Origin of the sequence: Paractinoplanes ferrugineus (assembly GCF_016862195.1) — a bacterium.
In the GTDB taxonomy this organism is placed as follows: domain Bacteria; phylum Actinomycetota; class Actinomycetes; order Mycobacteriales; family Micromonosporaceae; genus Actinoplanes; species Actinoplanes ferrugineus.
In genome coordinates this window covers 184434-210481 of sequence record NZ_BOMM01000052.1, presented here as the reverse complement: position 1 = coordinate 210481, position 26048 = coordinate 184434, and the positions used below count along the sequence as shown (strand labels likewise).

General features: G+C 68.4%; 31 protein-coding genes. 7 read left to right on the top strand and 24 right to left on the bottom strand.

Annotated elements, in window-relative coordinates:
* Positions 1-14: 14 nt before the first annotated feature.
* From Afe05nite_RS30390 to Afe05nite_RS30370, 5 genes are all read left to right on the top strand, one after another.
* Positions 15-557: a TSCPD domain-containing protein gene (locus Afe05nite_RS30390; RefSeq protein WP_203820669.1), complete on the top strand. Its 543-nt coding sequence runs from the start codon at positions 15-17 to the stop codon at positions 555-557.
* Positions 554-1147, top strand: coding sequence for a nucleotidyltransferase family protein (locus Afe05nite_RS30385; protein WP_203820668.1), 594 nt, complete (start codon positions 554-556; stop codon positions 1145-1147). Before Afe05nite_RS30390 ends, Afe05nite_RS30385 begins: the two co-directional genes overlap by 4 nt.
* Before the next feature lie 96 nt (positions 1148-1243).
* A complete protein-coding gene (locus Afe05nite_RS30380; RefSeq protein ID WP_239118295.1) occupies positions 1244-1897 on the top strand; it encodes a YdcF family protein in 654 nt (217 codons plus the stop codon).
* A gap of 152 nt (positions 1898-2049) precedes the next feature.
* Positions 2050-2985 carry a phosphotransferase gene (locus Afe05nite_RS30375; protein WP_203820666.1) on the top strand — a complete coding sequence of 312 codons (936 nt, stop codon included), beginning with the start codon at positions 2050-2052 and terminating at the stop codon, positions 2983-2985.
* 168 nt (positions 2986-3153) lie between these two features.
* Positions 3154-3924, top strand: a complete 771-nt coding sequence (locus Afe05nite_RS30370; protein WP_307835658.1) for a phosphotransferase family protein — start codon at positions 3154-3156, stop codon at positions 3922-3924.
* Between the two features lie 62 nt (positions 3925-3986).
* On the opposite strand, the gene Afe05nite_RS30365 is transcribed toward Afe05nite_RS30370, so the two are convergent.
* The 10 genes from Afe05nite_RS30365 to Afe05nite_RS30320 all read right to left on the bottom strand — a co-directional run bounded on the left by Afe05nite_RS30365 (position 3987) and on the right by Afe05nite_RS30320 (position 13479).
* Positions 3987-4748, bottom strand: a complete 762-nt coding sequence (locus Afe05nite_RS30365; protein WP_203820664.1) for a carbon-nitrogen hydrolase family protein — start codon at positions 4746-4748, stop codon at positions 3987-3989.
* Positions 4741-5208 carry a hypothetical protein gene (locus tag Afe05nite_RS30360; protein WP_203820663.1) on the bottom strand — a complete coding sequence of 156 codons (468 nt, stop codon included), beginning with the start codon at positions 5206-5208 and terminating at the stop codon, positions 4741-4743. The genes Afe05nite_RS30365 and Afe05nite_RS30360 overlap by 8 nt, the downstream gene beginning before the upstream one ends.
* A gap of 76 nt (positions 5209-5284) precedes the next feature.
* Positions 5285-6310 (bottom strand): methyltransferase domain-containing protein, encoded by a 1026-nt coding sequence (locus Afe05nite_RS30355; protein ID WP_203820662.1) that lies wholly within the window; start codon positions 6308-6310, stop codon positions 5285-5287.
* 64 nt (positions 6311-6374) lie between these two features.
* Positions 6375-6890, bottom strand: a complete 516-nt coding sequence (locus Afe05nite_RS30350; RefSeq protein WP_203820661.1) for a GNAT family N-acetyltransferase — start codon at positions 6888-6890, stop codon at positions 6375-6377.
* A 139-nt stretch (positions 6891-7029) separates the two neighbouring features.
* Positions 7030-7566 (bottom strand): P-loop NTPase family protein, encoded by a 537-nt coding sequence (locus Afe05nite_RS30345; protein WP_203820660.1) that lies wholly within the window; start codon positions 7564-7566, stop codon positions 7030-7032.
* Positions 7563-8396 (bottom strand): phosphotransferase enzyme family protein, encoded by an 834-nt coding sequence (locus Afe05nite_RS30340; RefSeq protein ID WP_203820659.1) that lies wholly within the window; start codon positions 8394-8396, stop codon positions 7563-7565. Before Afe05nite_RS30340 ends, Afe05nite_RS30345 begins: the two co-directional genes overlap by 4 nt.
* Complete coding sequence (locus Afe05nite_RS30335) at positions 8396-9697, bottom strand: MFS transporter (protein ID WP_203820658.1); 1302 nt, start codon at positions 9695-9697, stop codon at positions 8396-8398. The genes Afe05nite_RS30340 and Afe05nite_RS30335 overlap by 1 nt, the downstream gene beginning before the upstream one ends.
* Complete coding sequence (locus tag Afe05nite_RS30330) at positions 9694-10089, bottom strand: MazG-like family protein (protein ID WP_203820657.1); 396 nt, start codon at positions 10087-10089, stop codon at positions 9694-9696. The genes Afe05nite_RS30335 and Afe05nite_RS30330 overlap by 4 nt, the downstream gene beginning before the upstream one ends.
* Positions 10086-11336, bottom strand: coding sequence for a methyltransferase, FxLD system (gene fxlM, locus Afe05nite_RS30325; protein ID WP_203820656.1), 1251 nt, complete (start codon positions 11334-11336; stop codon positions 10086-10088). The genes Afe05nite_RS30330 and fxlM overlap by 4 nt, the downstream gene beginning before the upstream one ends.
* A 226-nt stretch (positions 11337-11562) precedes the next feature.
* Entirely contained in the window at positions 11563-13479 is a 1917-nt protein-coding gene (locus Afe05nite_RS30320; RefSeq protein WP_203820704.1) for an ABC transporter ATP-binding protein, read from the bottom strand.
* Positions 13480-13928: 449 nt separating this feature from the next.
* On the opposite strand from Afe05nite_RS30320, the gene Afe05nite_RS30315 reads away from it, so the two are divergent.
* Both Afe05nite_RS30315 and Afe05nite_RS30310 read left to right on the top strand, forming a co-directional pair.
* Positions 13929-14522: an NUDIX domain-containing protein gene (locus Afe05nite_RS30315; protein WP_203820655.1), complete on the top strand. Its 594-nt coding sequence runs from the start codon at positions 13929-13931 to the stop codon at positions 14520-14522.
* 267 nt (positions 14523-14789) lie between these two features.
* Entirely contained in the window at positions 14790-15350 is a 561-nt protein-coding gene (locus Afe05nite_RS30310; RefSeq protein WP_203820654.1) for an NUDIX hydrolase, read from the top strand.
* Between the two features lie 137 nt (positions 15351-15487).
* Here Afe05nite_RS30310 and Afe05nite_RS30305 read toward each other — a convergent pair whose 3' ends face one another.
* From Afe05nite_RS30305 to folE, 14 genes are all read right to left on the bottom strand, one after another.
* Positions 15488-16120 carry a mycothiol-dependent nitroreductase Rv2466c family protein gene (locus Afe05nite_RS30305; protein WP_203820653.1) on the bottom strand — a complete coding sequence of 211 codons (633 nt, stop codon included), beginning with the start codon at positions 16118-16120 and terminating at the stop codon, positions 15488-15490.
* A gap of 13 nt (positions 16121-16133) precedes the next feature.
* Positions 16134-16832 (bottom strand): 3'-5' exonuclease, encoded by a 699-nt coding sequence (locus Afe05nite_RS30300; RefSeq protein ID WP_203820652.1) that lies wholly within the window; start codon positions 16830-16832, stop codon positions 16134-16136.
* A gap of 94 nt (positions 16833-16926) precedes the next feature.
* Complete coding sequence (locus Afe05nite_RS30295; protein ID WP_203820651.1) at positions 16927-17892, bottom strand: phosphoribosylaminoimidazolesuccinocarboxamide synthase; 966 nt, start codon at positions 17890-17892, stop codon at positions 16927-16929.
* Positions 17861-18529: an HAD family hydrolase gene (locus tag Afe05nite_RS30290; RefSeq protein ID WP_203820650.1), complete on the bottom strand. Its 669-nt coding sequence runs from the start codon at positions 18527-18529 to the stop codon at positions 17861-17863. Before Afe05nite_RS30290 ends, Afe05nite_RS30295 begins: the two co-directional genes overlap by 32 nt.
* A gap of 53 nt (positions 18530-18582) precedes the next feature.
* Positions 18583-19353, bottom strand: coding sequence for a nucleoside/nucleotide kinase family protein (locus tag Afe05nite_RS30285; protein WP_203820649.1), 771 nt, complete (start codon positions 19351-19353; stop codon positions 18583-18585).
* Positions 19350-20057, bottom strand: coding sequence for a nucleoside/nucleotide kinase family protein (locus Afe05nite_RS30280; protein ID WP_203820648.1), 708 nt, complete (start codon positions 20055-20057; stop codon positions 19350-19352). The genes Afe05nite_RS30285 and Afe05nite_RS30280 overlap by 4 nt, the downstream gene beginning before the upstream one ends.
* The gene (locus Afe05nite_RS30275; protein ID WP_203820647.1) at positions 20054-20281 is read right to left on the bottom strand and encodes a hypothetical protein; all 228 of its coding nucleotides are present in this window, start codon (positions 20279-20281) and stop codon (positions 20054-20056) included. The genes Afe05nite_RS30280 and Afe05nite_RS30275 overlap by 4 nt, the downstream gene beginning before the upstream one ends.
* Positions 20263-21360 carry a DegT/DnrJ/EryC1/StrS family aminotransferase gene (locus tag Afe05nite_RS30270; RefSeq protein WP_203820646.1) on the bottom strand — a complete coding sequence of 366 codons (1098 nt, stop codon included), beginning with the start codon at positions 21358-21360 and terminating at the stop codon, positions 20263-20265. The genes Afe05nite_RS30275 and Afe05nite_RS30270 overlap by 19 nt, the downstream gene beginning before the upstream one ends.
* A complete protein-coding gene (locus tag Afe05nite_RS30265) occupies positions 21357-22388 on the bottom strand; it encodes a radical SAM protein (protein ID WP_203820645.1) in 1032 nt (343 codons plus the stop codon). The genes Afe05nite_RS30270 and Afe05nite_RS30265 overlap by 4 nt, the downstream gene beginning before the upstream one ends.
* A 254-nt stretch (positions 22389-22642) precedes the next feature.
* Positions 22643-23494 (bottom strand): class I SAM-dependent methyltransferase, encoded by an 852-nt coding sequence (locus Afe05nite_RS30260; RefSeq protein WP_203820644.1) that lies wholly within the window; start codon positions 23492-23494, stop codon positions 22643-22645.
* Positions 23491-23982, bottom strand: a complete 492-nt coding sequence (locus Afe05nite_RS30255) for a phosphoribosyltransferase (protein WP_239118294.1) — start codon at positions 23980-23982, stop codon at positions 23491-23493. The genes Afe05nite_RS30260 and Afe05nite_RS30255 overlap by 4 nt, the downstream gene beginning before the upstream one ends.
* Positions 23972-24685, bottom strand: a complete 714-nt coding sequence (locus Afe05nite_RS30250; RefSeq protein WP_203820642.1) for a 7-carboxy-7-deazaguanine synthase QueE — start codon at positions 24683-24685, stop codon at positions 23972-23974. Before Afe05nite_RS30250 ends, Afe05nite_RS30255 begins: the two co-directional genes overlap by 11 nt.
* Complete coding sequence (locus tag Afe05nite_RS30245; protein WP_203820641.1) at positions 24682-25065, bottom strand: 6-pyruvoyl trahydropterin synthase family protein; 384 nt, start codon at positions 25063-25065, stop codon at positions 24682-24684. Before Afe05nite_RS30245 ends, Afe05nite_RS30250 begins: the two co-directional genes overlap by 4 nt.
* Positions 25066-25108: 43 nt before the next feature.
* On the bottom strand, positions 25109-25801 hold the full coding sequence (gene folE / locus Afe05nite_RS30240; RefSeq protein ID WP_239118293.1) for a GTP cyclohydrolase I: 693 nt from the start codon (positions 25799-25801) through the stop codon (positions 25109-25111).
* Between the last annotated feature and the right edge of the window lie 247 nt (positions 25802-26048).

Below are 26048 nucleotides of genomic sequence, written 5' to 3'. Positions count from 1 at the left end.
TCACCGCTCGCGGCGTGTCCGCCGACGCGGTCCAGAAAGACGCCCGCTACGCTACCGACAACACTGCATATGGTGCCGACAAACCTCTTACACCACAACAGATTGTGATGTGCGTAGCCGTGACCGATGTTACCTTCACTCGCCGCGCCAGCCCCGATTCAACCGATCAACAGGTAAGGCGCAAGGCCGGTTGCACGACCGCCTTCCGGATCGACGACCTCGCCGGCATCCTGACCACCGCGGTCTTGAGCGGCGACACGGACACAGCCACCTTCGTTCTGCGGGTCGGCAAGCACGGCTCCACCCTCGCCGGTCTCACTGAGGCCCTCGCCACCGCGGCATCTCTGGCATTGCAGCACGGCGCCCCGCTGACAGACATCACCGACGTATGGCGGCACACTCGGTTCGTCCCGAATGGTCGCACCGACGATCCCGACGTCCCTGACACCACATCGCTGGCCGACTACGTTGCCTGCCGCCTGCTCCTCGACCACCCACCCGCCGTCGCCAGCACCACGGCGACCATGGTCCATGACGGGCGGATCGCCCGCCGATGACATCCCCCATCCCCCAGCCCAAAGCACAGTTCATCGCGCTGTTGCAGGCGTCGCCGTGGATGATGCGGGTCCTCACTACGGTGCGCGACAGCAAGCTGCCAGATGCCTGGGTCGGCGCCGGCACCATCCGAGATCTTGTCTGGGGCACCCTTTACGGGCACGGCTTCGACCCCGCCACGGTCCACGACATCGACGTCGCCTTCTACGACCCCGCACGCCTGGACTGGGAACGCAACGACGCGGCCACCGCCCTGCTCGCCGCGATGTGGCCGCAGCAGCCGTGGGAGGCCCGCAACCAGGCGGGCATCCACACCTGGTTCCACCACCGCTTCGGCGGTGACCCGGTCGCTGAGCTCACCTCGATCACCGACGCCGTCGCGACCTGGCCCGAAACGGCCACCGCTGTCGCCGCACGCCTCGACCACGCCGACTCGATCGAGGTGTGTGCGCCGCATGGTCTCGACGACCTGCTCGCCGGGATCTGGCGCCGCAACCCTGCTCGCGTCAGCCTCGCTGAATCCCGGGCACGGCTGGCCCGCCACCAGCCACAGCAACGGTGGCCCGGCGTCAACGTCATCCCGCCAACCTGAACCGGCTCGCCACCATGCTCTGCGGCGTGGCTGTCACCCGGCTGGCCGCCCCTTCGATCACACCGAGGAGGTAAAGGCATGCCGCCTCTCACACCCGTGAGCGACGCCAACTGGTCCGCGGCGCACCGGCTATGGCGCTACCACCGGCTCGAGCAGCCGTTGCGCGCCTGCGACGCCGCGATCGTGTGCGGTAGCCACGACCTCGCCATCGCGACCTGCGCCGCCGACCTGTACCAGGCCGGCTGGTTTCCGCTGGTCGTCTTCAGCGGCGCGGGTAACCCTGTGCGGCCTGAAGACTTCCCGGACGGAGAAGCCGTGCGGTTGCGGCACCTGGCCGTTGCCGCGGGCGTTCCCCTATCCGCCACGCTGCTCGAGCCGGATGCGACCAACACCGGGGAGAACATCACCTTGTCGCGTGACGTTCTTGCCGCCGCCGGAGTCCATCCGCGCAGCGTGATGCTGATCTGCCGGCCCTTCGACCAGCGGCGGGCATTCGCGACCTGCCGCAAGCTGTGGCCGGCCGTCGACCCTGTCTGCGCCTCACAGACGATCGAGTTCGACGACTACCTCGCCCTGGCCGGCGACGATCGGCTCGTCATCGACATCCTCGTCGGTGACCTGCAACGCATCATCGAGTACCCCGCCCGCGGCTACGCGATCTCCCAGCCGGTCCCTGCGGACGTCCACGACGCGTACGAGCAGCTGCGCGCTGCCGGCTTCACCAGCCGACTGCTGCCTGAGCCCGTGTAACGGCGCTGTGCCGGGTGAGTCGGCGGGCCGCCGGTCCCGTTCAGGGTCCACGCAGACCTCGGGGATGCGCCGCCATCGATTCCAGTCGTGCGGTTACTCCATACGGGGCAAACGCGTCGACGGCTGCCTCCCTGGTCGGCCAGGATCGCGGCATGGATGTCGACAAGTCGGCACGTATGCGCTGGGGTCAGCTTCCTGCCGACGTGCGGGCAGGGGTGGAAACGGTGCTCGGGTCCCCAGTTCTGTCGGCGCAGTCGCAAGCGGGCGGGTTCTCCAACGGCACCGCCGACCGGGTACGTACCCGGTCTGGGAGCACCGCGTTCGTCAAAGCGATCAGTACGGCGATGAACGCGGGTGCCGCCGATCTCCACCGGCGCGAGGCCCGGATCACGGCGGCGTTACCCTGCGGGGTCCCCGCTCCCCGGCTTCTCGGCGTGTACGACGACGGCAACTGGGTTGCCCTCGCCTTGCAGGACATCGAGGGACACAACCCGGCCTTGCCCTGGCATGAGCCGGACCTGCACGCCGCCCTCGACATGCTCACTCGGCTCGCCGAGCTGGTGACACCCTGCCCGATCACTGCCGTCCCGCCGGCCGGCGAGGTGCTGGCGGAGCCCTTCGCCGGCTGGGACCGCATCGCCGCGTATCCTCCTGACGATCTTGACCCGTGGGCAGCACAGCACCTGCCGGTGCTGCGCCGCCTCGCCGCCGACGCGCTCGGCGCCGTGCAGGGCGACACGCTGGTGCATTACGACGTCCGCGCAGACAACCTGCTTATCGACGCCGCCGGCAAGGTGACCCTCGTCGACTGGCCGTGGGCCTGTCGAGGGGCGGCGTGGCTGGACACCGTGATGCTGCTGGGCACGGTGTACATGTACGGCGGGCACGACGTCGAGACGCTCCTGAGCCGCAGTGTGACCTCGCAGGCCGAACCGCAGAACGTCACGGCTGTCCTGGTCGCTCAGGCGAGCTACGCGCTCGACGCCGCCCGGCTCGTCCCACCGGTCGGGATGGGACAGCTGCGCGCTTTCCAACGCGGCAAAGCTGACGCCCTGCTGCGTTGGGTCCGCCGGCGCTTGGACGGCTGAACGGCGTCAACCTCGGCCAGGACACCGCCGGTACGCGCTGCATACCGGTTTCGTCGTTTTCTCGACCCGAGCATTGAGACGGTGCGGGGGCGTCGTGCCGCCCACCGGAGCATGGTCACGAAATACTGACCTATGCGCAGAGACTGGGCCGCTTTACCAGCAAACATCGTGAAAGTGATCAGCGAGAGAGTCGGCGGGACCCGCGTGATCCCGGCCTCGGACGGTGATCACGCGGAGATCGCAGCGACTGTCACCGGCGGCGGTGAAAGCGTATTTATCAAGGCGGCGGTCTCCGAGTTGGGCGTTCGGTCCCTGCGTTATGAACTGCTGGTCAGTCGGTCCATCGACAAGCCCTACGCCCCTGCGGTCGAGTGGGACTTCGAGGCAGACGGCTGGCTGGTGGTGAGCTTCGAGCACGTCGACGGCGCCCGCGCGGACCTGTCCCCGGACAGCCCCGACCTCGACCTCCTCGACAAGGTGTTGAAAGACCTTATCGAGACCCGCGTGCCGGGCGACCTGCCGTTGTTCAGCCCGGCGGCCCGGCTCGGGTTCGATCATCCCGCGATGCAGGGCGACACCCTCGTGCACACCGACCTGAACCCCGCCAACCTGATCGTGACCCCAACCGGTGTCCGGGTCGTGGACTGGGCGATGGCGGCCAAGGCCGCCCCATGGGTCGAGCTGGCCCTGCTCGTCCCCTGGCTGATCGGCAGCGGCCACCCCCCGGAACAGGCCGAAGGCTGGCTGGCACGCCATCCGGCATGGGACGCGACCGCGCCGGGGATCCTCGACGATTTCGCGTCGTCCAACGCCGCGAAATGGTCACTGAAGGCGCGGCAGAGCACCGCACCGTGGATGCATGACCTCGCCGCCTGGACCGGCCGGTGGTCGGCGTACCGGAGCGGAGAATCCGTCTCATCTTCGGCTGGCGGAAAGTAGGCCAGATGGCTGACCCCCGTCGCCTTCTGCTTACTGAGGCTGGCGCAGGGCCGGGGTGGCCGTCAGCCGATGTCGGCGACGACCATGCCGGTTGTCATCAGCGGTACCTGCGTCACGATGTCGCCTTGGGGGGAGATGACGCTGGTCGGGCCGTAGGCGATCCGCGCGTCGCCCCGCATACCGGTGACATCCGCTGACACCAGCCACATGCCCGTCTCGCGGGCCCGGTCGGCTCGCATACTGTGGTGCAGGTCCTTGCACTGTTCCGCGACCGGGCGGCGCAGCATGTTCTGCGCCGCGACCAGCAACAGATGGGCTCCCTGCGCGGCGACCTGAGCGGCCGGTTCGGGGAACTGGGTGTCGGAGCAGATGTTGATGCCGTACCTGACACCACGCAGCAGAAAGGTCGGAAAGGCGGCGCCTGGCTCGAACACAGTTTCGCCGCGCATCAGCCGGGTTTTGCGGTAGCGGCCGACCAGCCGGCCACCGGTGATGACGGCGGCGGTGTTGAAATACCTGCCCCGCTCGGTTTCGATGACCCCGACGACAACAGTGGGCGTGATGGGCTCGAGTCGCCGCAGCACAGCGGCGAACTCCGGCGAACCAAGGTCCAGAGCATGCCGGCTGACGTGATCCGGGTCGACCAGGTAGCCCTGCAGGAAGCATTCCGGGAATAGCAGCAGATCAACGTCGTGGTCGGCGCCCTGCCGGGCGAAGTCCTCGATGCACGCCAGGGCCGCGTCCGGGTCGGCGAGGATCTCCGGGGTTTGACAGGCGCCGACCCGTAGTCCGCCGGTCGGGTTCCGGTCGGTGTCGTCAGCCATCGATGATGCTCCCGTCGCTCATGTGCTGGATGGTCATTTCCCGCAGTGGCGGGTTGGCGGTGAAGGTGTCGTAGACCGCGCCCAGGGACGAGTGATCTTCGATGACGGTGTGCCCGCGCGGTTGCGGGAAGTCCGGGATCTGCTCCCGCAAAACGTGCAGCGGATGAGCCGGATATTCCCGGACGCGGGTGATCGGCATGGCGTAGCCGCGGGGCACGTCACGAAGATAGGCGTAGACCGACGCACCGTTGCCCGGCCGGGCCTGTTCGGCGAGCGCGGCGATCCGGCAGGGCTCGTCCACAATCGCGGGCTGCAGGTCGATGACCGCAGCCAACGCCGAGGCCGGCGCGGTGAGGAACACCAGCCAACTCACCGATGTACCGGTGAGGAAACGGCGCCGGAACTCATGGCGCTTGGCGCGCGCCCAGATCAGCTCGTAGTAGGCGGGTTCCAACGCCATCAACACCCTGGCCGCAGGATCTGTAGTCAACGCGTCCTCCAGCGGACCGGCGATGGCACATCTGCCGGGAGCCGGGTCACAGGGACATCCGTAGGTCCCAGCCGGGAAGGTCGGCGCCCTCGTAGGGCACGAGGACGGGCGTGAAGGCGTCGGCGGCTGGGCGGCCTGCGTGCTCCCATCGCTGCAGCCAGGCCCGCAGCGCCTGCAACGAAGGTGAATCCGGGCCGTCGGCGAGGATGGCGCCGTCGGGATCGATGAGGGCGGCCGAGGTGGGTGTGGTGTGCCCGATGCCTCGGATTTCGCCGCGCAGGGCGGCGACGCTGAGGTGCGGATCGTCGAGGACGGCGGTGTAGGCGTTCCAAGACCGCCAGTCCATAGGGGTCGGCTCGTAAATTTCGGTGTGGCCGGGGTTCAGGAGCCGGTCCAAGGCGGTGCGAGCGCCGGTGTGCAGCCGATCGTCGTCGGCGCGCCAGGCGATCGCGATCCACGACGGAACCGGGTGCGGGATGCACCAGTCCACCCAGCGCGGTGGGACGCTGTGCACGTCAGCGACCGCCCCGGTAGTGCTCTGCGCGTACCCGCCGAACGTGATGCCCTGAACGTAAGGTTGCCCGTCGGCGAGGACGATGGTGACGATGACGGTGGTGGACGGCAGCGCCGCGATCGGCAGGCACGCGACGATCCGCCCGCCGGGCCTCAGCTGCTCGGCCCACGCCCTGGGTAGCCGCGGCGCCGCGCACCACGCTGCGATGCGGTCGTACGGGGCCTGCGGTGGGTAGCCCGTCATGCCGTCCGCCTGGTGGCAGCGGACCGTGGTCAGGCCACGCTCATAGTGCAGCAGGTTCGCCCAGCCTACGAGGTGCGGGTCGACGTCGACGCTGACCACCGACCCGTGGGGGCCGACGAGTTCGGCCAGCAAGGCGCTGGAGTATCCCGACCCTGTGCCGATCTCCAGCACCCGCGCACCGGCTGGGACGTCAAGGGAGGTCAACTCCCGGTGGATCCATTCCGGTTCGGAGCGGTGCACGGTCTCACCACGCTCGCGATGATGGGTGTAGTAGTCGACAGGGACGGTGCTGAACAGTTTGTCGCTGTGGGTCATGGGGCTCCTTCTGCTCGGCGAACGCGAGCGGCATGCTCAGGTACAGGGGGTCACCTGCCGACGGTCAGGTGGACGGGGTCTGCGGAGACGGGCGGTAGAACTCGTAGCGTTCCTGCGCCAGTCCGTACTGCTCGAAGCTGCCGACGTGTGCCGCGCCGAGGCGTTCCAGTAAGCACCGTGACCCGGTGTTGGCGTGCTGGGTCGTGGCGATCACCAGGTCCTCGTCGGTGTGGGTGAAGAACCATCCGAGGATCAGCGATACCGCTTCGCTGGTCAGCCCTTGCCGCCACCATTGGGGTCGTAGCTGGTAGGAGATTTCCCAGGGGCCTCGTTTGCGGGCCATGCTTCCGCTGCCGGCCACCACGCCGGCGGCACGGTCGACGATGACGAACTGACCCCATTGCGAGTCGCTGATCTTCTGTGCGGCTCTGGCTTGAGCGGTGGCAGGGTCCACGGGGCCGCCGATGTAGCGACGGACCTGTGCGTCGGTTGCCATCTCCACGAGCGCGGGCTCGTCGCCGGCCGCCGGGGTTCTCACCACCACGCGCTCGCCAGTCAGTGCCGTGGGCAGCCATTCCATGACCGGCTCGTCCCTTCTCCGAACGTGAGCGGCGACTTCGCCAAACCGGGCTGGAGCCCGCTGACGGCAGGTCCGTGTGGTCGCCGGTGATGCCGGAAAACCGTCCAGGGCGCCTGGCGCCGGGCCATGCGCGGCGCGGTCATGAGGCAGACCCCGCATCGCTCAGGCTGCCCAGGAACCGCTGGACGTGTCGCCGGCTCGTCAGCCGGACAAAGCTCACCTGCTCCTCGTACGCGGCGACGAGGCGCAGCACGCGCGGGCGCATCCTGCGCCGGTAGCCCAGGACGTAGGTGATGACCGACCAGTTCAGGCGGTCGTAGACGCCGTCATCGTGCTGCCCACCGCGGTAGCGCCACCGCCGCTGGGCGATGCCCCACAGGCACGTCCAGGCGGGCAGGTCGAGGAAGATGACGGCATCGGCGCGGGCCAGCCGAACCGCGAGCGTGGAGGCGTAGTTGCCCTCGATGATCCACCGCTCGCCCGCGGTGAGGTCACGCTGGCGGCGGGCGAACTCGTCGGCGGCGATCGGCTGCCACGCGCTGTCGTAGTAGATGGCGTCGAGGTGCGTGATCGGTGCGTCGACGCGCTGGGCGATCTGATGGGCGAGAACGGTTTTTCCGGAGCCGCTACACCCGATGATCAAGACGCGCTGCCCGGTGCGGGGTTTCTCGGTCATTGATAGTCCTGCGTCGTCGGCCGGGAGCCGTCGTGGGTGGCTGCGGTGCGCGGGGTGAGCAGGGCTCCGCGGTGGGTGCTGATGAACGCGGCGGCGCGTCGGTAGCCGGCGGCGAAGTGGTACTCGCCGTGTTCGGCATAGTCGGCGTTGCCGGCGTGGACCTGCTGGTCGATGTGTGCGGCCATGGACAGGAGCCGGATCGCGGCGTAGTCGACCAGCAGGGCCGGGCGCAGGCCGGGGTCGTAGGCGGTGGCAAGGGTCCTCAGTCGGCGGCCGCGGTCGGGTTCGGTGTCCCAGCCGAAGCCGGCAAGGTCCTCGGTGGGGTGCAACGGCACCAGTTGGTGGGCGAGGTAGGCCAGGTCGTAGACGCGGTTGGACGGGCCGGCGAAGTCGAAGTCGATGATCCCGGTGACCTGGTCGCCGTCGAACAGCAGATTCCACGGGGCGAGGTCGCCATGGCCGATGCAGTCGATCTCGGCCGGCACGGTCACCTCCTGACGGCCCCAGACTCCTGGCTGCGGTGCGATGAAGCCGGCCGTGGCGTCGTGCAGTGCGCGGACGGTACGGGCGGCAGAGCGCAGCGCCTTCTCGGAGCGCACCGCGTCGGGTAGCGGTGGGTGGGCGCTGACCCCGGGCAGGTAGGTGAGGACTTCCCGGGCCCGGTCAGGGGTGAGCCCGAGCGGGCGCGGGGCAAGGTCGAAACTCTGCCTGGCGAGGTGCTCGAGCAGGGCGTGGATGTTGGCGGCGCCAGGCCCTGTGCGCCGGGTGACGGTGTCGCCGTCGCGGATCGGGGCGGCGAACCGGCCGCCGGTCAGCATCTCATCGGTCATCAGAGGCTTCCCATCGCATCAGGAACGTTCGGCTCGGCGGGGTGGTGCAGCGCCGTCCAAGGCAGCAGAGCGGCGCTGCCCAGCAACACCACGGCGAGCACGGCGATGGCGGTGCGGATCCCGGCAGCGGCGGCGAGTACGCCGGCAGCGGCGATACACACCGGCTGGACGACTTTGCTCGTCATGGCCCAGGCTCCGACGACACGCGACAGGTGCGTATCAGGGGTGATGGCCATTCGACAGGTGGCAAACGCCGGGTTAAAGATCCCGGCACACAGCAGCAAGGCGCTGTCGCTGGCGATGATCAGCACGAGTCCGGCAGTGGTGGGTGGCGCGAGCAGGATCGGGCCCATCCACAGGCAGCGGGCCGCCCCACCATAGAGCAACGTGCGGCCGAGGCCGACGCGGCGGATGATCGCCGGCGCCAGCAGCGAGCCGGCCACCCCGGCGGCGCACGGCACACCGAGCGCGATCCCATACTGTAGGGCGTTGAAGTGCAGGTCGCGCAGCAGGTACACGGCGATCAGCGGGGTCGAGGCCATGATGCACCCGCCAAACAGCAACGCGTTAAAAAACAGCTGCCTCAGCGTCCGGTGAGCGAGGATGTACTGCCAGCCCGCGACGGTGTCGACCAGCCATCTCTTGCGCCCTCCGGACGTCGGTGGCGGTGGTTCAGGCCGGCGGATGCGCCGCCACCCGAACGCGGCGAGCAGGTAACTGATGGCGTCGATCCCGATTGAGGCCACCGGGCTGGTCACCGACACGAGCAGCCCGCCGACCGGCGGGCCGAGGGCGCCCGTGGTCCAGGTGGTCGTTTCCAGCCGGCTGTTCACCCGGGCCCGCTCGCAGGCGGGAACGAGGGCTTTGAGGTAGGGCTGGCTGGCGGCGTTGGACATGATCATTGCTGCGGTCTGCACCACCGCGACCGTGCACAGCTGCCCGTAGCTGAGGACGTCCAGCCAGGCGGCGGCCGGGATGCTGGACAGTGCGGCGAACCGGATCAGGTCGGCGGCGATCAAGGTGGGTCGTTTGTAGTGGAACTCGATCCACGGCCCCAGCGGCACGGCCATGGCCACGCCGGCGAGGCCACCCAGCACGGCCAGCAGCGACACCTGCCAGTCCGAGGCGTCCAGGAGAAAGATCGCCACCAGCGGCAGGGCGCCCGCGCCGATACCGCTGCCCAGCGCGCTGACCGCATACGCCGACCAGAACCGGCGTACGTCGCCACCGGGTTCCGAGACGCGGTTCTGGCCGGTGCCCGGCGCGAGAGGCGCCGGCGGTGGCCGGGTCCGGCCCGTCACCGCCGCTCCGAGGTATCGGCATCCGCACAGGTGAAGCGACTGTTGACCTTGGCTGCTACCGCGGCCAACACGGTGCGGGGATCGAAGCCGAGGCTGGCCGCGGCGACCATCGCGGTGAACGCGACGTCGCCGAGCTCGGCCGCGACGTCTTCCACTGTGGACGTGACGCCTTTGCGCGGGTTCTGGCCGCTGACGCCGGCCCAGGCCGTAGACACCTCGCCGTACTCCTCGGCGATTTTGAGGATGCGCATCGTCAGCTCTGCGCGGTCGGTGCCATTGGTGTCGTCAAGCCAGCTGCGGGCGCGGTCGATCGTGTCCCAGATCGTTGCCTCGCCACCACCGCTGTCGGCGGGCCGGGCGGGCTGATGCGGATCATGAGGTGAGCCGTTCATGCCATGTCCTCGACATTTCCGGCCAGGCCAGGCCAGGTGATGGCGATGGTGGTGTGCCGTCGATGCACGAGCAGCCGCAGGCCATCAGTGGTGGGCAGGGGTGCGCCGGCGGGATGCACGGTGATGCTCGGTCCTGGGCCGTGTCGGTGCTGCTGATCCCAGACGACGATGAGCTCCGCGAGCTGCGCTGTTAGGTCAGCAGCGTCGGGTCCGAAACCGTGGGCGCCGAACTGGTAGGTGCCGCGGTCGGGTTGGCGCAGGGTGAGATGGGCGAAGCTCGTGGCGGTCAGCAGGCAGGGGCAGGTGAACCTGTTGTCCGGGTCGAGCAGGTCCGCAACACGGTCGCGGTCAACGGTGAGGACACCGTAGAAGCGCGGTTGACAAGCCAGCCACAGATGGATCGACTCGAAGGCCCCGCCGTCGTCCATGGTGGCGGTGACCGGCGGCCAGACCTCCCTGCGCGGCAACTCCAGCGCGGCGGCGAGCGCTTCACCGTCGGCCTGAGTCGTCGTGTCGTCCACGGTCAGGACGATGTCCTTGCCGCGCAGCGGTAGCCGGCGGACGGAGGTCTTGCCTTCTCCCTGCATCGGGACGAATCCGCATTGGATAGCGGCGATCGCGGCGAGGTGATCACCGCGGTTCTGCAAGGTGAGGCAGCGGGTGTTGCCGCGCATCCGCACCGGCGCCACCAGCAACCCGCCCGGGGCGAGCTGCTGAGTCCAGGCCGGCGGGATATCGGCGGTCTCCACGGTGACGATGATCGCGTCGAACGGGCCGTTGTCCGGATAACCGCCTTCAGCGTCGGCCAGGGCCACCTCGACCTGAGAGTAGCCGGTTCGGAGCAACGCCACCCGCGCGTTGGTCACGACGTCGGCGTCGATGTCGATGCTGGTCACCGCACCGGTCGGGCCGACCAGCTCAGCGATCAGCGCCGCGTTATAACCCCCGGAGCCGATTTCCAGCACCCGCGATCCCGGCCGCAGCTGGGCGGTCTCCAGCATGTACGCCTGCAACCACGGCGCCGAGATCGAACTGGAGGTCTCTCCCGCGGCGTTCTTCTTGGTAACGACCACGTCATCGGCGTACGCGGCCTGCACGTTCGTGGCGGCCGGTGCGAACTCGTGTCGCGGCACCGCCAGGAAAGCAGCAGCCACCTCCGGGCGGCTGAGACGGCCTTTGGCCGTCAGCTGCTCGACCAGCTGCTGCCGCGCAGTGTCCGGGGTGAGTTCTTCGGCAACGTTGCTCATGAACGTCCTTCACGTTGATCTTGTTCGGTGGTTGTTGCGCAGCAGTCCGGCACGTCAGTGGCGGGAAGAGTTCTCACGGTCCGCCGGAGCAGTGGTCCCCCCGGCCAGCCCGCCCCTGCCGGTCGCCGGGTTGGGCGGATGGCGAAGGCGAGACCGACGGTCGTCCGTCGGAAGAGGTGGCGAGGTGAATGACCGCAGCCGATGGCCCTGGACGGTCGCATCCCGCTCAGCCCTGGGCCCCGTCGTGCGTGACGTCGCAGCCATTGCCATCAGTCCTGCTGTGGTAGCCGGCAGCTTGCAATGTGAACAGCTCCGCGTACCGGCCGCCGGCAGCGACCAGCTCGGCGTGGGTGCCCTGCTCTTCGAGGCGCCCGTCGTGCAGGACGAAGATCCGGTCGGCGTGGATGACGTTGGCCAGCCGGTGGGTGATCAGGATCGTCGTCCGGGTTCCCTGCCGGCTGCGGATGGACTGGAACAGGGCGTCCTCCGCCCGCGGATCCAGCGCCGACGACGGCTCGTCCATGATGAGCAGATCCGCGTCGCGGTAGAAGCCGCGGCCTGCGGTGATCCGCTGCCACTGCCCGCCGGAGAGATCCTGGCCGTCTTTGAAGGTGCGATCGAGCAGGGTTTCGTAGCCGTGCGGCAGGGTCAGGATCGTCTCGTGGGCGGCGGCCTGCCGCGCCGCCGCCTCGATGCGGTCCAGGCCGGGCCTGACGGACAGGTCACCCATCGCGATGTTGGCCGCTGCCGTGTACGGCCACCGGTGGTGATCCTGCAGGACCACGGCCATCCGTGCCCGCAGAGCGTCAGCGTCCCAGTCCGCCAGAGGCCGATCGTTCCATTCAATGACCCCGGCGCTGGGGGTGCGCAGCGCGGCGATCATCGCGGCGAGGGTTGATTTGCCGGAACCGTTCTCTCCGACGAACGCCACCGTCTGCCCGGCCTCGATCGTCAGGCTGACCTGGTCGACGGCATTGTCGTCGCGGTCGGGGTAACGCAAGCAGGCACCGCGCACGGTCAACCGCTCCAGCGCCGGCGGCGCCGGCCGCACTCCAGCAGTTGTCGGGGGCAGGTAGGCCGTGGCCCGCTGCAGGAAGCCGAGGTACTCCTTCATGAACTGGCCCTGGGTGAACACCCGGTCGAGCTGGAACGTCACCGCCGACAGGGCCCGCTGCGCGGCCTGGACCGCGACGACACACGTCACCGACGCCGCCAGGGGAATCCGGCCGCCGGCCAGCAACAGGCCCAGCAGCACCCACACGCCGGCCAGGCCAAGGCCACTGATCACCGCACCGACGCTGGTCGTGGTCGTGACCCGCCGGGCCAGGTTCAGGTCCACGTCGGTCTGGGCCTGCATCACCCGGTCGTACTGGCCCAGCAGGAAGCCCCGCAGCCCGTAGCTGCGCAGCTCCGGCGCCGAGTCGCGCTGGGCCATCTGCCGCTCGAGAACCCACAGCCGGCGCCGGCGCACCGACCCCGCCACGAACTCCTCGTACCGCAGATGCCCGGCCCGCAACGCCGCATAGCCATTGGGCACCGTGGCAACCAGCAACGCGAACAGCAGCAACGGGTTGATCACGACGATCGCCACGGCGACCGCGAGCAGATTCACCACCCCGGCGAAAACGTTCGCGCTCTCCTGCACCAGCGTGGCGGCGCTGTCCGGGCCGCGGCTCGCGCGTTCCATGTCGTCGGAGAACGCGTCGGCGTCGAACGCGGCCAACTCCACCAGCGAGGTCGCCTCGAACAACCGGCGTTCCGCGGTCTGCACGACCCGAGGAGTCAGCCCGTTCTGCGCGTAGCCCATCACGATGCCCAGCGCCCCGCGGACCATCGTCACCACGGCCAACAAGGCCAGCGCGGGCAATGCCGCGCGCACCCGATCCGCGGTCGGGGCGCCGCTGAACAACTGCACCAGGACGCGCTGCGTCGACAACAACCCGAACGTCGACATGACCCCGGCCACCAAGGTCACGACCATCACCACAAGCGTGCGGGTGCGGTCTGCGCGCCAACTGATCCTCATCGCCTCCCGGATCAGCCCGGGTAGCTCGGCGAAGACCCCGAGCACCCCGGTCTGCGCCCGCCGGCGGATGCCGACCTCCCAGTCGGCCGCGCGCAGCTCCGGCAACACCGACTCCATGTCCGCGGCACCGGGCTGCCACGGGATCGTGCCCTGCACTGACCCCTGGCGTGTTGGTGTGCTCACCCACTCATCTCCTTGGTAGCCGGCCGGCAGCTCGGGCTATCGGTAGATCGTTCGGCGCGGTCGCCCACCATTACCGGCTGCCGAAGGCCCCCGTGTGGCGCGACGCGCACGCCTGGTCGCCGGGATGAGCGGTTCTGCAGCTCAGGCCGTGTCCGGATCGACTGCGCCGCATGTCGAAGTGACGGCGGCCGATCCGCCGTGGCGCCGATGCCTGAACCGGGTCGTGTCGTCATGCCACCCACGGTGGTGGGCTGAATCGCCGTGGTGGCGGGCGCGTTGTCCGGCACACGGCAGTGTCGGCGCGGTACGTTCCCGCGTGCCAACGCCGACCATCCTGCCCACCACAGGCGCAGGGGTGCGTCCTGGAATCGGGGAGAGCGGTCATGAGCTCGGACGAGTTGCGAACACAGATTCGCCAGACGATCGCCACAATCGACCCGCTGGATGCCGTCGAGGCGGACGCGGCGACATCGGTCCTGGCCTGGATCGACTCCGGCGCGCCCCTGTTTCGGGATCACGGGCCGGTCCCACCACGGCATCTCGCCGTCTACTTCGCGATACTCGACGAGAACCGGCGCACGGTCCTGCAGGTGGACCACATCAAGGCCGGAGCCTGGGTGTTCCCCGGCGGTCACGTCGATACCGAACCTCCTGCGACCGCAGTGCTGCGCGAAACGCGCGAAGAGCTTGCTGTCGTCGCCGACTTCCACCCTGCCTTCGGTGATCAGCCGTTGTTGCTCACCGAGAGCCTGACCCGGCCGCCGGGCGAGCACGTCGATGTCACTCTCTGGTACGTGCTGCAAGGCAGCGAGGACATGCCCATAACCGGCGATCCGAGCGAGTTTCACCGCATTCGCTGGGTCGGTCTCGACGACGTCGACGGGTGGGTCGAGAGCTGCTACGCCCCGGCCCAAGTTCGCCGGTATCTGACCAAGCTCCAGCAGACCCTCGGTCCCGCGGTCGCCCTTCGAAGGTGAGCCGACGCAGGAGTGGCGACTCGTGTTCACCGGCGTGCGAACCACGACACACGGCTTGGTCGCCGGGCCGTGCGCTTCGATCACCCAGCTGGGTGACACTCCGTCGCGCACACGTGACGTTGACTGACAAATGGCCAGCCAGACGTCACATATCCCGGGCGGACACGACGTCTTTGGGTGTCGCTGGCAGGGCGCGAGCGGTAGGTTCGTCCGGTTCCTCACGTCAGGCCCGGCGGACCGGGCTCGCCGATTGGTTGGAGGCGTCTCTTGTCGATCACTGACTCGGAGATCACCAGTGCCGTTACCGCCTATCTCGAGCGGTACCCCGATGAGAAGGCGCTGCTGGCAGAGCCGATCCAACGCCTCGGGCAGGGCTACGATTTCGCTTCCCGGCGTACCTTTCCGATGCACGTGACTGTCGGCGCGCTGCTGACCCGTGGTGGCACGGAAGTCCTGCTGGTCGGCCACCTCGCCTACGGCATCATCCTGCAGCCCGGCGGTCATTGTGAGCCGACCGACACGACGCTGATCGGCGCCGCGGTACGCGAGCTCGTGGAGGAGACCGGCATCGATGCAGATTCGGTGGTTGCCACATCGAAGTCGCCCGTCTACATCGAGTACGGGTGGGTTCCTGCTCGACCGCTGAAGGATGAGCCGGAACACTTCCACCTGGACATCGGATATGCCTTCGCAACGGTGACCGGGGACGTCGGATGCATTCAGGAGTCGGAGGTGACCAGCGCAGCCTGGTACCCGCTCGGCGAGGCGCAGCGGCTGGTGGGGGCTCGTATCGCGCGGGCGTCCAATGCGCCGGCGCGGATCGGCTGATCCCGCCCATCGGCTGAGGCCGGCACGGTCCCCAGGTTCGAGGTGCAGTGGCTGAGCGTGCGGGTCGGCCCCCTTCAGGCGGCTCGACGGCCAGCCGTGACCGTCGAGGCCGTCCGTAGTGATAGCTGATCCATGCATCACTCGAAGGACGCCTTGCGGGTCCGGGTGCGCTTGAGTTCGAAGAAGCCGTCCGTTGCGGCGACCAGGGTCAGGCCGTCCCAGAGACGGCCCGCGGCTTCACCGCGGGGTGCCGGTGTGATGACGGGGCCGAACAGGACCGTGCGGCGGATGCGCAGGACGGGCGTTCCGACATCGAGCCCCACCTCGTCGAACGCCCGGTGGTGGGAGTCTTTGATCTCCTGGTCGAACTGGGTGCTGGAGGCTGCCGTCGCCAGCGAGTCGGGCAGGCCGATCTCAGCGAGCGCCTCGCCCAGGACCGCGGGGTCGTCGCGGCGCCGTTGGTTGTGCAGTCGGGTACCGATGGCGGTGTACAGAGGTCCGAGGATGTCGTGGCCGGCGTGTTCGGTGGCGGCAGCGCAGACCCGGACCGGTCCCCACGCTCGCTGCATCAGCGCCCGATAGTCCTCGCTGAGGCCCTTGCCCTCGCGTTGGTCGAGGTTCAGGTAGGCGAGCGACATGATCCGCCAGTCTGCGCGCACGGGTCGGACCTGTTCGACCTCTAGGAGCCAGCGGGAGGTGATCCATGCCCAGGGACACAGCGGGTCGAACCAGAACGGAACTTCTTCGCGGTCCGGTTGCGCGTCGATCATGTGCGTCGTCCTCTCAAGCCGGTTCGGTTGTCGCTCCGCCGGTCTCGGTCGGTAGGGCGAACAGCTCGTCTTGGATGGGCGTGTTGCATTTGGCGGTACGTCCGGCGAGCTTGACGAGGTCAGCGAGGGATTCGACCCGGCCGCTGTCCTGTGCCAGGGCGATGAGTTGGAGGAACACCTGCGCGGTCACGTCGACGTCGGCTGCGGCCCGGTGGCGGTCCGCCGGATGTCCTATCGCGAAATGCGCCAGCAGCGTGTCGAGCCGATAATTGACCAGCCCCGGAACGCAGTCCTTGGCCAGCGGAATCGTGTCCAGCAAGTCGATGCGGGCCAGCGTGGGGCAGTGTTCTCGCTGGTTGTAGATAATGTTGGCCTCGGTAGCAGCGTGTTGGGCCACCAGCAGATACGAGGCGTCACCTCGGAAGCGCCGGTCCAACGCGCCGAGAGCCTCAGCCGGGGTGGGGGCCGTCCTCAGATGCTCGGCGGTCAGCCCCGTCTGGGCGGTGACGGCCGGTGTCACCGGCGCGAACTCGGGGGGCCGGATCAGCGAGGTGCGTCTGCCGGTCTCCTGCCACCCGCCATCGCCGTAGCGCAGCGCGAGCACGGCGACTTCGATCGGCTGGGAGGGATAGCCGGTAGGCGTCGTGGCCTCGAAGTCGATGACCACGAACGTCGTCGCTCGGAAGGCGACGTCATCGGTCAGGCCTCCCATGCGTTCGCCTTCCTTGTCGGTTCCACACCTCGGCTAACGATCGCGTGAGCTGCGCGGCGGGCTCTCTCGGACCAGCTGCCGCGTCGATGCCTGATCACCTGCCGATGACCTCGGTGACCGTGCGGGTGGCGTCGCCCAGACTTGGCGCGTTCCACAGCCGCTCACCTATCCACGCCTCGCTCAGTGAGCGGTACAGGTCCGACATCACCGGCAGAAACTCTGCGGGGAGCCGCGCCGGCGTGGGCCACTGGTCTCTGGGCACGCCCTCGGTGATCAAACGGGAGGTGGGCACCTCGAGGCCGTTGTTCACGTACCAGTTGCGAAGGACCTGCTTGCCGCAGTGCACGCCCTTGAACAACAGGCGGCACTCGTCGGGTGTGCCAGGGCTGTCGGCCAGCACCACGTGACCATCGCTCGACAGCAGGAACTCGGCTTTGCCGTCGCTGAGGATCAACCCGATCTTGGCGGCGTGCCGGCTCAGGACCTCGTTGACCCGGACCGCGACATCGCACATCGACTGGACCTGCTCATCGCCCAGACCCGACAGGTGCTGGGCCTCGGAACGGCCGATGAACCGGTTGACCGGCTCGACCATGGTCGCGTATTCGATCAGCGGCTGTTGCAGTTGCTCACCGACCTCGGGAACGTGGGCGAGACCGGCTTCGGTCAGGGTCAGCGCGCCGCTGGCGAGTCGGCGATGAACCGAGCTGCCCTGCGGGAGCTCGTTGCGGAAAAGGACCTGCACGGGGACCAAGACGTTCCCCGTCGCCCGGGTGGTCGGCACGGCGCCCGTCTCAGGTATCCGCGCGAGGTCGAACTCGATGCGGTTCGGGGCGATGAACCGCCGGAAGTGGGTGTTCACGCCGGCCGCTTCCAGCATCCGGAAGTTGAAGACGGCCATGCGGCAGGTCGCTTCGCCCTTGCCGGGGATCGGGTCCGGCATCCGGCCGTAGTGGAAGACGGTGTAGTTGTCGGTGTACTCGAAAACTCCGACGCCCCCTCGCGTCGTGGTAGCAGGTTCGACGACCTCAACGTTTTTGGTCGAGTGCAGGACGGGCATGACGCTCCTCCGATCCGTCGGGCCGCTCGGTGTTCTCTCTCGCTTCGTCCGCGGATGCCAGGTGACCACCGCTGGTGACCGTGAGTACGCGCATGCCGGCGGCTCGCGCCGCGGTGATTCCGGCAGGGGCGTCGTCGATGGCCAGGCAACGCTGAGGCGGCACGCCGAGCCGGCTGGCAGCGGTGGTGAACAGGTCGGGGGCCGGCTTGCCGCGGGTGGCGTCCTCCCGTGCCACGACAACGGCGAATTCATTGCGCAGGCCGAGAGCATCGATGCCGGGCTGCACGAGGAGGTGGCTGGCGTTCGACGCCACGGCGCAGGGCAGCCGTGCGGCGCGGGCGGCACGTACGAGGTCTACGACGCAGGCGACCGGGGCGATCGTGTTCATGGCGGCCAGCAGGTGGGTGCGGCTGTGCCGCATGATCTCGTGGTGGGGCAGGTCCCGGCCGCCCGGGAGTTCGGCGAGCAGGTCTGTGATGGACAGTCCGACGTGCTGTCGGTACCAAGAGGCGTCCACGTCGAGGCCATACGGGTGCAGCGCCGCCCGTAGTGCCTGTTCGTGGATGCCCGTGGTATCGGCGAGAGTGCCGTCGAAGTCGAAGACCAGGGCGTCGATATCATCCGCTATCGGCGGCACGCAGCTCCCGGTGGCGCTCGGGCACTGACGGGTGGCAGAGCCGGCCGCTAGACTCATGCCACGACCGCCTTCGATGGCAGGCCGCAGTACATGCACGGGGCCGGCGGATCCTGCCAGGGTTCGCGCACGCATCCGAGGTCTGCTCCAGCGCTGCGGACCCAGCCTTCGATGAGGCCGGCCGCCTCGTGCTCGCCGACGGTGCGCCTGTCCACGACCCGGTAGCGTGCCGGATCGCTCGCGGCGACCCGCTCGAACAGAGTGGATACCGCGCGCATGAAGGTGCTCTGCTCGTCGGTGAAGATGCACCGGTCGCGCTGCTGCGCTCGCTCGATGGCCCGGTTGGCGTCATCGGTGACGAGGATCGTGCGGTCCGGCAGGGGACGGTAGGAGCCTGCCAGGTCCAGCAGAGCGGTTGCCGTGGCGAGGGCGGCGTCCGGGTCGTCGGGGTGTAGTAGCGCGGCCTGGCAGACGGCGGTGCTGTCGACGCCGCGGCCCTCGAGGACGGCATGTCCTCTGGCCAGGTCGGGGACGACGGAGTCCAGGTCGTGGCGTTTGATGGCCATCAGGATCAGTGCCTCGGCCATGGGGGCGCCGCCGCGGAGGAAGGGGTCGCCCGCGCTGGCGTCGCGCAGGCAGCGCAGCAGCGCCGCTCCCAGGTCCGAGTGCATGGTGGTCCGCGCGGAGAACTCGTCGAGCAGCAGCAGCTTGCTGTCGAGCAGTTCCAGGGCGCGCCGGGTCAGGTAGGTCTTGCCGACCCCGGTGACGCCTTCGATGGAGATCAGCGGACCCCGGGTGCAGCAGGGGTGTTCCAGGACGGGTGTCATGCGGCCTTTCCCTTCATGACAGGGGTGGCCTGCCGATCCATCAGCGCGTTCACGGTCCGCCCGAGGGCTTCGGCGGTTTCCTGGGGCGAGAGGTCGGCGACATCGAGGAGGACGAAGCGCTCGGGGTTGTCCACGGCTATCGCGCGGTACAGCCGGTCGATCTCTTCAATCAGCGCAACGTCGGCTGGCGCGATTCGACGCCCGATCCGGTTGGCGAAGCGCTGCGTGCACACGGCGGGGTCGCCGGTGAGGAGCACCGTCGCGTCGGGAAGGCCGCACCATCGATGGGCATCGGACAGGATGCGACGCGCCAACTCCTGCGCTGGCTGCCGCGGGTGCTCGGCGCACAAGATGGCGGCCTGGTACACCGCGACGGAGTCCATACCTCGGTCCTCGATGATCACGTCGACGCCGGTCAGGTCCCGCCCGGCCAGGCGCTCAGACTTGCGTACCTGCAGGGCGAGCAGGGCGAGCGTCTCCACGACGGGGTGGCCGGTGCGCAGGAACAGATCGCCGTTGCCGCTCAAGGCGGCAATCACCTTCCCGGGCAGCGTGTCGTTCGCCTGGTCGGTGAGCTCGTCGAGCAGAACGCCGCGCGTCCCGAGCGCGGCGGCTGTTGCGCGGGCTGCGCTGGTCTTGCCGACGCCGTTGATCCCCTCGATGCTCACCCACAGCGGAGCACCGGCTTGCGTAGCGGCGGTCACGCCAGCCTCGGACGGGCCGGGTACTCGGTAGGCGGGACCTGGGACGCGTCCGGGTCGTCGCCGAGTCTGGCGGCGTCCGTGTTCAGGTGGTTTCGCAGACGATCACTGATGCTCGCGACGCCGAGCATGTCCCGCAGGTCGTCGAAACCGTCATCGGCAGGCTCGCCGCCACTGTGGCCGGGCAACGAATCGTCGCTGTCGTCGGTCAGTTGTGCGGACGCCATGCGCGTGCCTCTCGATCGATGATCTGGGCGTAGCCGTTGAGGCGGTGCTCGTCGTCTCGGTCGGTGAGGATCACGGCGAGGGTCCGGTCGATGACTGCGGTGGCGTTGCGGCAGCCGGGGCCTGCCCAGGCAGCGAGTTCGTGGCGCCGGTCCGCCGGCACCAGGCGGAAGCTGCCGACGCTGTTGGGGACTCCGAGGTTGGCCAGGTGCTCGCAGAATGCGCGGGTTTGGGGCAGGGTCACGGTGGCGAGGAAGCTGTAGCCGTTCCACCGCTGCCCGGACGGCGCGGCTGGCAGGTGAAGGCCGGGTGTGTCGGCCAGCAGCTTGCCCAAACGCGCTGCTTGGCGTTGCCGGCGGTTGAGGAAATCGTCAAAGCGGGTCAGGTTGTGCCCGGCGATCAGCGCGAGGGGTTCGGCGAGCCGGTAGTTGTGCGCGACCCGAGGCGGGAAGCCGTCCGGTGGAGGTGGTAGGCCGTGCGAGCGGTAGGAACGGGCGGCGGCGGCGTAGGCGTCGTCGTCGGTGAGCAGATAGCCGCCCTCGCCGCACCACAGCAGCTTGCCGTCCTTCATGCTGAAGCAGCCGATCGCGCCGTGGGTGCCGGCGAAGCGGCCATCGGTGTGGCTGCCTTGGGCTTGGCATGCGTCCTCGATCACGAGCAGCTGGTGTTCGTCGGCCCAGCGGCCGAGTCTGGCCGGGTCGCCGGTGCGCCCCCACAGGTGTACCGGGAGGACGGCCTTGGTGGCCAGGCTCGTTTTGGCGGTCAGGTCGGTGTAGTCGAAGTCGGTGCCGTCCGGGTTGCAGTCGACGAATACCGGGCATGCGCCGGCGTGGATGATCGGTGCGATCGACATGATCACTGACAGGGCCGGTACGAGTACCTCGTCACCGGGCCCGATGCCCGCGACGACCAGCGCGGTGTGCAGTGCGGCGGTGCCGGAGGACACCACGATGGCGTGGCGGGCGCCGAACTGGTTAGCGAGTCCGTCCTCCAAGTCGTTGACGTATGTGGTCGCCGTCGGGTCCGGCATCGTGGCGAGCAGGTCCGCCAACTGCGCGTCCAGTGCCGAGAGCTCGGTCATGACGGTGTGCCGGCAGGAGTGAGGAACCGCCCGAAGTCGGTCAGGGGCCACATGTTGACGCAGTCGCGGGAGTACAGCGCGCAGTCCGCGCAGGTCCCGCCCCTGCCGAACAGTGTCTCGGCGGTGGCGCTACGGATGTTGCGGTGCCGTTCGGGCGGCGTTGCCTGGATCTTGAGGCCGGAGGGGCAGTCCCAGACGCTGCCGTCCGGTTCGATGAAGAACAGGTCGGTGCCGCCGAAGCAGCCCGCGACGTTGCCGGGCGCCCGGGTGCTGATCGTCTCGAGGAACTGTCCGGCATAGCCGGACGCCGGAAGCGCGACTGGTGGTTCGCGGTAGAGATCGCCCAGCTGCCGGGCCACATCGGGTGCGTCGTCAGCGGTCAGCGACAGCTTGGCGTACAGCGGATGATCTGGTTCCAGCGAGATCGGCTGGGGCACGAAGTAGTCGCAGCCCAGCTCGGCGGCGAGGGCACCGACGGAAACGATGGCCGAGGTGTTGAGCCGGGTGATCACCGTGTAAAGGCCCACCCGAGGGGCGACGCCGCTGCCTCGGGCCGCGAGCAGCGCTCGCAACCCGGACAGCACGCTGGCATGACCGTCGACGCGGTTGCGGGCCGGCCGCCAGGTGTCGTTGTATCCGGCGTCGGCGGAGTCGAGCGACACCGAGACCCCGTCGACGCCGAGCGCGAGTATGCGGTCGACCAGGTGTGGCCGGTTGAGCGGGATGCCGTTGGTGCAGAGCACCACCTGCACACCGGTGTCCTTGATCGCCGACACCACGTCCATGATCGGGGGCCAAATCAGCGGCTCGCCGCCTGCCAGGAAGACCCGTTCAACGCGGGATTCACGCAGGGTCTGCACGAACGCTGCGATGTCGGCCAGAGTGAGGTCGGTCCGCGCCAGGTGCGAGAGCACACCGACCTGGTCCGGCGGGGTGTCACGGTGTTCTTCGATGGTGCCGAAGTAGCAGTAGCTGCAGCCCAGATTGCAGGGTGAGCGCAGCGCCCACAGCAGGGAAATTCCGGTCATGACACTCGGTTCTCCTTCAGCGAGACGCCACAGCGTCTCCAGTGCGTCGAGGAAGTCCTCGGCGGACCGGCCGTCCCGGTCGATGACGTGCCATCGGCTAGCAATGCGGTTCGCCGCGGGTGTGATGGAGGTGGTCGACGTGGTGCAGTCTCACGGCGGTAGTCGTCAACCGGCGGGGGTGGCGACCTGCTATTCGGGTAGGTCTTTCCGACGTCGTTGAGCGCCCCGAACCCGCATCCATGCCCTTCAGCGGTTCAGGCCGGGCGCCGGCATACGTACAGCATTTCCGTCGCCGCCCGCGGGACTGCGGCAGCAGCTACCGTGTCCAGCAGCGCAGGTGACACGGTTTCGCGGAGCCGCTGGTACCACGTTCGGGCGCCCTCACCGAATTCCTCAGCCAGCGCTGCGGATGTCTCGTCGGGCGACGGGGGCAGCAGGCCGACCTTCTCCTGCACTACCAGCCCGCACTCGGCCAGGATCGGCTCGAGTTCGGCACTGTTCCATTCGTAGACGTGCACCCGGTATTGCAGCGGCCGCGGCGCCAGGCCGGGCGTCTCCGGGGTCGACAGGTAGAGGACTCCGCCAGGTCGCAGCGCCGCCGCGGCATGCTGGAGGCTGGCGATCGCCAGTTCCCGCGGCAGGTGCTCCAGCGCGGAGGTGTAGACGGCGACGTCGAAACCGTCACCTACCGCAGCAGTAGGCCACGGATCAGAGACGTCGCACTCGACGAACTCGATCGGGAACCGCTGCAGCCCGTAGTGAGCATCGAGGTGCGCGATGCGAGCGCGAGCCTCGGCGATGTTGCCGGCCGCCAGGTCCAGCCCGACGTACTGCTGCAACCCGGGCGCGTACCGGTAGAGCGTCGGCAGTTGCAGCCCTCGGCCGCAGCAGATGTCGACCACCTTGGCCCCGGCTGGGCAGCGCTCGGCGATGTAGAGCCGCTGGGCCAGGTTCATGATGCCCGATGGTTTGACTTCGCCCGTGGGGATGGCGGTGTAGAAGTCGTCCATCTGGTTGATCGAGTACGGGCCGATCATCGGGGTGCCCGGTCGGGTTGTACTGAGTGCGCCGTCCCCCTCGGGGGCCGAGGTGATGGCGGTGGTCATTGATTTTCCCACGGGAAGATCACCCATCCTTCGACGGTGGTGCCGATGTAGGTCAGCGTCTCTTCGGGAGTCTGCGGGCCTTGCCAGTTGCCGGCATTGACGATGCAGACAGCGCTGCGGACGCGGGTGGCGCCGGCTTGGGTAACCAGCTTTGTTGAGTAGGCCATCGTGCCGCCGGAGCCGGCGATGTCGTCGACGACGAGGACGTCGCGGCCGGCGAGATCGCCGAGGCTGGCGGGGTTCGCTACCTGCGGCGCTTCGGTCTTGGCGGCGTTCAGGGTGTCGCTGGTGGTGTGCAGGACCTCTACGGCGCGGACGGTGCGCACGGCAAGGGCGTGCGCGAACACGGTTGCGGGAACCATTCCTCCGCGCAGGATGCCCACCACCACGTCGGGGCTGCCGTCGTCGCGTACCTTCGCGGCGATTTCCTTGATCGTCGCGGCCAGGTCGTGCCAGGGCAGAATGATCGGGGGCACGTCAGCGGCCACGTTCATCACCCCACAGCAGCACGTGTAGACGGCTGGTGAGGTTCCAGCCGTGGGTCAGGGCCGGCTCGGCGAGCTCTCGCAGGCCGGCGAGGACTGACGCCTCGGTGGTGCCCTCCGGCATGACCCATACCCGCTGCAGGGACAGCTCGGTTTGTAGCTGTACCAGCTCCTCGATATCGGCCGGGCCGGTGATGACGAATTTGAACTCGGCCTTGCCGCAGTCACGAAAGGCAGCCAGCGCTTGGCGGCGCAACCGGCGTTGCTCAGGGATACCGGATCCGTTCAGCTTCGGTGACACATTGAAGGCGCTGATCACTTCGAGCAGCGCTGCGTCCGGCGCAATGGTGCCGTTGGTCTCCAGCTCAACGCGGTGCCCGCCGGCAACCAGTTCGGCCGCTAGTTCCCGCAGGCGCCGATGTTGGATCATGGGTTCGCCGCCGGTGATGACTATCAGGTCTGTGTCAAGGCCGGCCGCCCAGGAGGCGATTGCGGCAAGGGGCATGTCAACGGTCTGCTTGTCGCGGCTGAAGCGTTCCCAGTCCCAGGTGTACGGGGTGTCGCACCAGCCGCAGTCGAGGTTGCAGCCGGAGAGGCGTACGAAAAGCGCACGCTGTCCACAGGAAGGACCCTCGCCCTGAAACGTCGGGCCGAACAGTTCGGCGACCTGGAGCACGCGCGATTGGCCGGGCGTGGAGGTGGTCATGATTCTCGACCCGGCCGATATTCGGCCCACGACGACGGCGTCTCGCTGACCCGGACGGCGACCAGAGTGCCCGGGATCTCAGGCTCAACATTGCTGATGAACCATCCTGCCAGGCATTCGGCAAGGTTCTCGCTGGTCGGCGCCGTCACCATGGCGTCGTTCAGATGACGGTGGTCGAACGTTTCCTCCAGGTAGCTCTTGAACGGTGCCAGGTCGCCGAAGTCGGTGACAAATCCCGGCTCGACGAGTCCGTCAGCGGCCAGCGTGACCTCGATGGAGTAGTTGTGGCCGTGCAAGCGCCCGCACTTGTGGCCTTCCGGCAGACCAGGCAACTGGTGGCTTGCCTCGAAGGTGAAGCTCTTGCCGATCGTGTGTCCCACTGTGGTTTCCTTTCACCGCAGAGAAGAACGGATCGCCCGACCCTCAGCGGGTGGCTGCCAGGAATCGCAGCCATTCGTCGCGCCGTTCGGGGTCGTCGAGGAGTGCGCCGCGTCGCGCCGTCGTTGTGGTGACCGCTCCGGTGGCGCGCGCTCCCCGCAGGCTCATGCAGAGGTGTTCCGCGCGCAGTTGCACCCCGACGCCCCGTGGTTGCAGGTGCTCGCCGATCCAGTCGGCGATCTGCCCGGTCATCCGCTCTTGCACCTGCAACTGCCGGGCGAACAACTGGACCACCCACGCCATCTTGGACAGCCCGACGATCCGGGCGTCCGGCAGGTAAGCGATGGTGGCCGTGCCGACGAACGGCAGGACGTGATGCTCGCAGAGGCTGAAAAACGGCACCGCCTCCACGACGACGAACTCGTCGTAGCCGTCAGCGTTCTCGAACGACGTCGGGTCGAACCGTGGCGGTGTGAGCATCTCTCTCAATGCGCGGATGAACCGCTGCGGCGTAGCCAGGCGGTGCTCCCGGTCAAGATCGACGCCGAGCGCGGCGAACATCTGCGCCGCCGCCTTGGCGGCAAGAGTGTCCTCTACCTCGAGTGGCGTGGTAGCTAGACCAGCGCCAGGCATCGCCAGCGCCGCCGTGCCGGCCCGGGCACTGTCCGGAGGCTCGGTGCGCTCGCGGCTCGCTAGGTTCGGCGGCGCCTCGACTGCGGTCTCAGTATTGGCCTTCATTGACCCCTCCCGATATAGGTGGAACCGTCAACGCGGCGGGCATGTATTGGGCTCGGCAGTTCCCGCCTTGACCCGATTTCGAAGCCTTCACTGTGTCACTCCACAGTCACGCATCGTGTTTCGTCGGGGAAGACCACCCGCTGGGGAATTCAAGGGGAATTTCGAGGGGAATCAATCCCCGCGACCTGCACGACCCGCGTTGAAGCTGCGTCTGCGCCTCGTATGTAGATCGGGACGGTCGCTCGAT

Coding starts and splice junctions, on each gene's coding strand:
- folE (WP_239118293.1), bottom strand. CDS start 25,801: ATGAAGGCCAATACTGAGACCGCAGTCGAGGCGCCGCCGAACCTAGCG.
- Afe05nite_RS30285 (WP_203820649.1), bottom strand. CDS start 19,353: ATGACACCCGTCCTGGAACACCCCTGCTGCACCCGGGGTCCGCTGATC.
- Afe05nite_RS30340 (WP_203820659.1), bottom strand. CDS start 8,396: ATGACCGATGAGATGCTGACCGGCGGCCGGTTCGCCGCCCCGATCCGC.
- Afe05nite_RS30315 (WP_203820655.1), top strand. CDS start 13,929: ATGAGCTCGGACGAGTTGCGAACACAGATTCGCCAGACGATCGCCACA.
- Afe05nite_RS30330 (WP_203820657.1), bottom strand. CDS start 10,089: ATGAACGGCTCACCTCATGATCCGCATCAGCCCGCCCGGCCCGCCGAC.
- Afe05nite_RS30250 (WP_203820642.1), bottom strand. CDS start 24,685: ATGACCACCTCCACGCCCGGCCAATCGCGCGTGCTCCAGGTCGCCGAA.
- Afe05nite_RS30295 (WP_203820651.1), bottom strand. CDS start 17,892: ATGCCCGTCCTGCACTCGACCAAAAACGTTGAGGTCGTCGAACCTGCT.
- Afe05nite_RS30360 (WP_203820663.1), bottom strand. CDS start 5,208: ATGGCGTTGGAACCCGCCTACTACGAGCTGATCTGGGCGCGCGCCAAG.
- Afe05nite_RS30355 (WP_203820662.1), bottom strand. CDS start 6,310: ATGACCCACAGCGACAAACTGTTCAGCACCGTCCCTGTCGACTACTAC.
- Afe05nite_RS30320 (WP_203820704.1), bottom strand. CDS start 13,479: ATGGAGTCGGTGTTGCCGGAGCTGCGCGCGGCCGACTGGGAGGTCGGC.
- Afe05nite_RS30385 (WP_203820668.1), top strand. CDS start 554: ATGACATCCCCCATCCCCCAGCCCAAAGCACAGTTCATCGCGCTGTTG.
- Afe05nite_RS30345 (WP_203820660.1), bottom strand. CDS start 7,566: ATGACCGAGAAACCCCGCACCGGGCAGCGCGTCTTGATCATCGGGTGT.
- Afe05nite_RS30365 (WP_203820664.1), bottom strand. CDS start 4,748: ATGGCTGACGACACCGACCGGAACCCGACCGGCGGACTACGGGTCGGC.
- Afe05nite_RS30375 (WP_203820666.1), top strand. CDS start 2,050: ATGGATGTCGACAAGTCGGCACGTATGCGCTGGGGTCAGCTTCCTGCC.
- Afe05nite_RS30305 (WP_203820653.1), bottom strand. CDS start 16,120: ATGATCGACGCGCAACCGGACCGCGAAGAAGTTCCGTTCTGGTTCGAC.
- Afe05nite_RS30270 (WP_203820646.1), bottom strand. CDS start 21,360: ATGACCGAGCTCTCGGCACTGGACGCGCAGTTGGCGGACCTGCTCGCC.
- Afe05nite_RS30260 (WP_203820644.1), bottom strand. CDS start 23,494: ATGACCACCGCCATCACCTCGGCCCCCGAGGGGGACGGCGCACTCAGT.
- fxlM (WP_203820656.1), bottom strand. CDS start 11,336: ATGAGCAACGTTGCCGAAGAACTCACCCCGGACACTGCGCGGCAGCAG.
- Afe05nite_RS30275 (WP_203820647.1), bottom strand. CDS start 20,281: ATGGCGTCCGCACAACTGACCGACGACAGCGACGATTCGTTGCCCGGC.
- Afe05nite_RS30350 (WP_203820661.1), bottom strand. CDS start 6,890: ATGGAATGGCTGCCCACGGCACTGACTGGCGAGCGCGTGGTGGTGAGA.
- Afe05nite_RS30265 (WP_203820645.1), bottom strand. CDS start 22,388: ATGACCGGAATTTCCCTGCTGTGGGCGCTGCGCTCACCCTGCAATCTG.
- Afe05nite_RS30300 (WP_203820652.1), bottom strand. CDS start 16,832: ATGGGAGGCCTGACCGATGACGTCGCCTTCCGAGCGACGACGTTCGTG.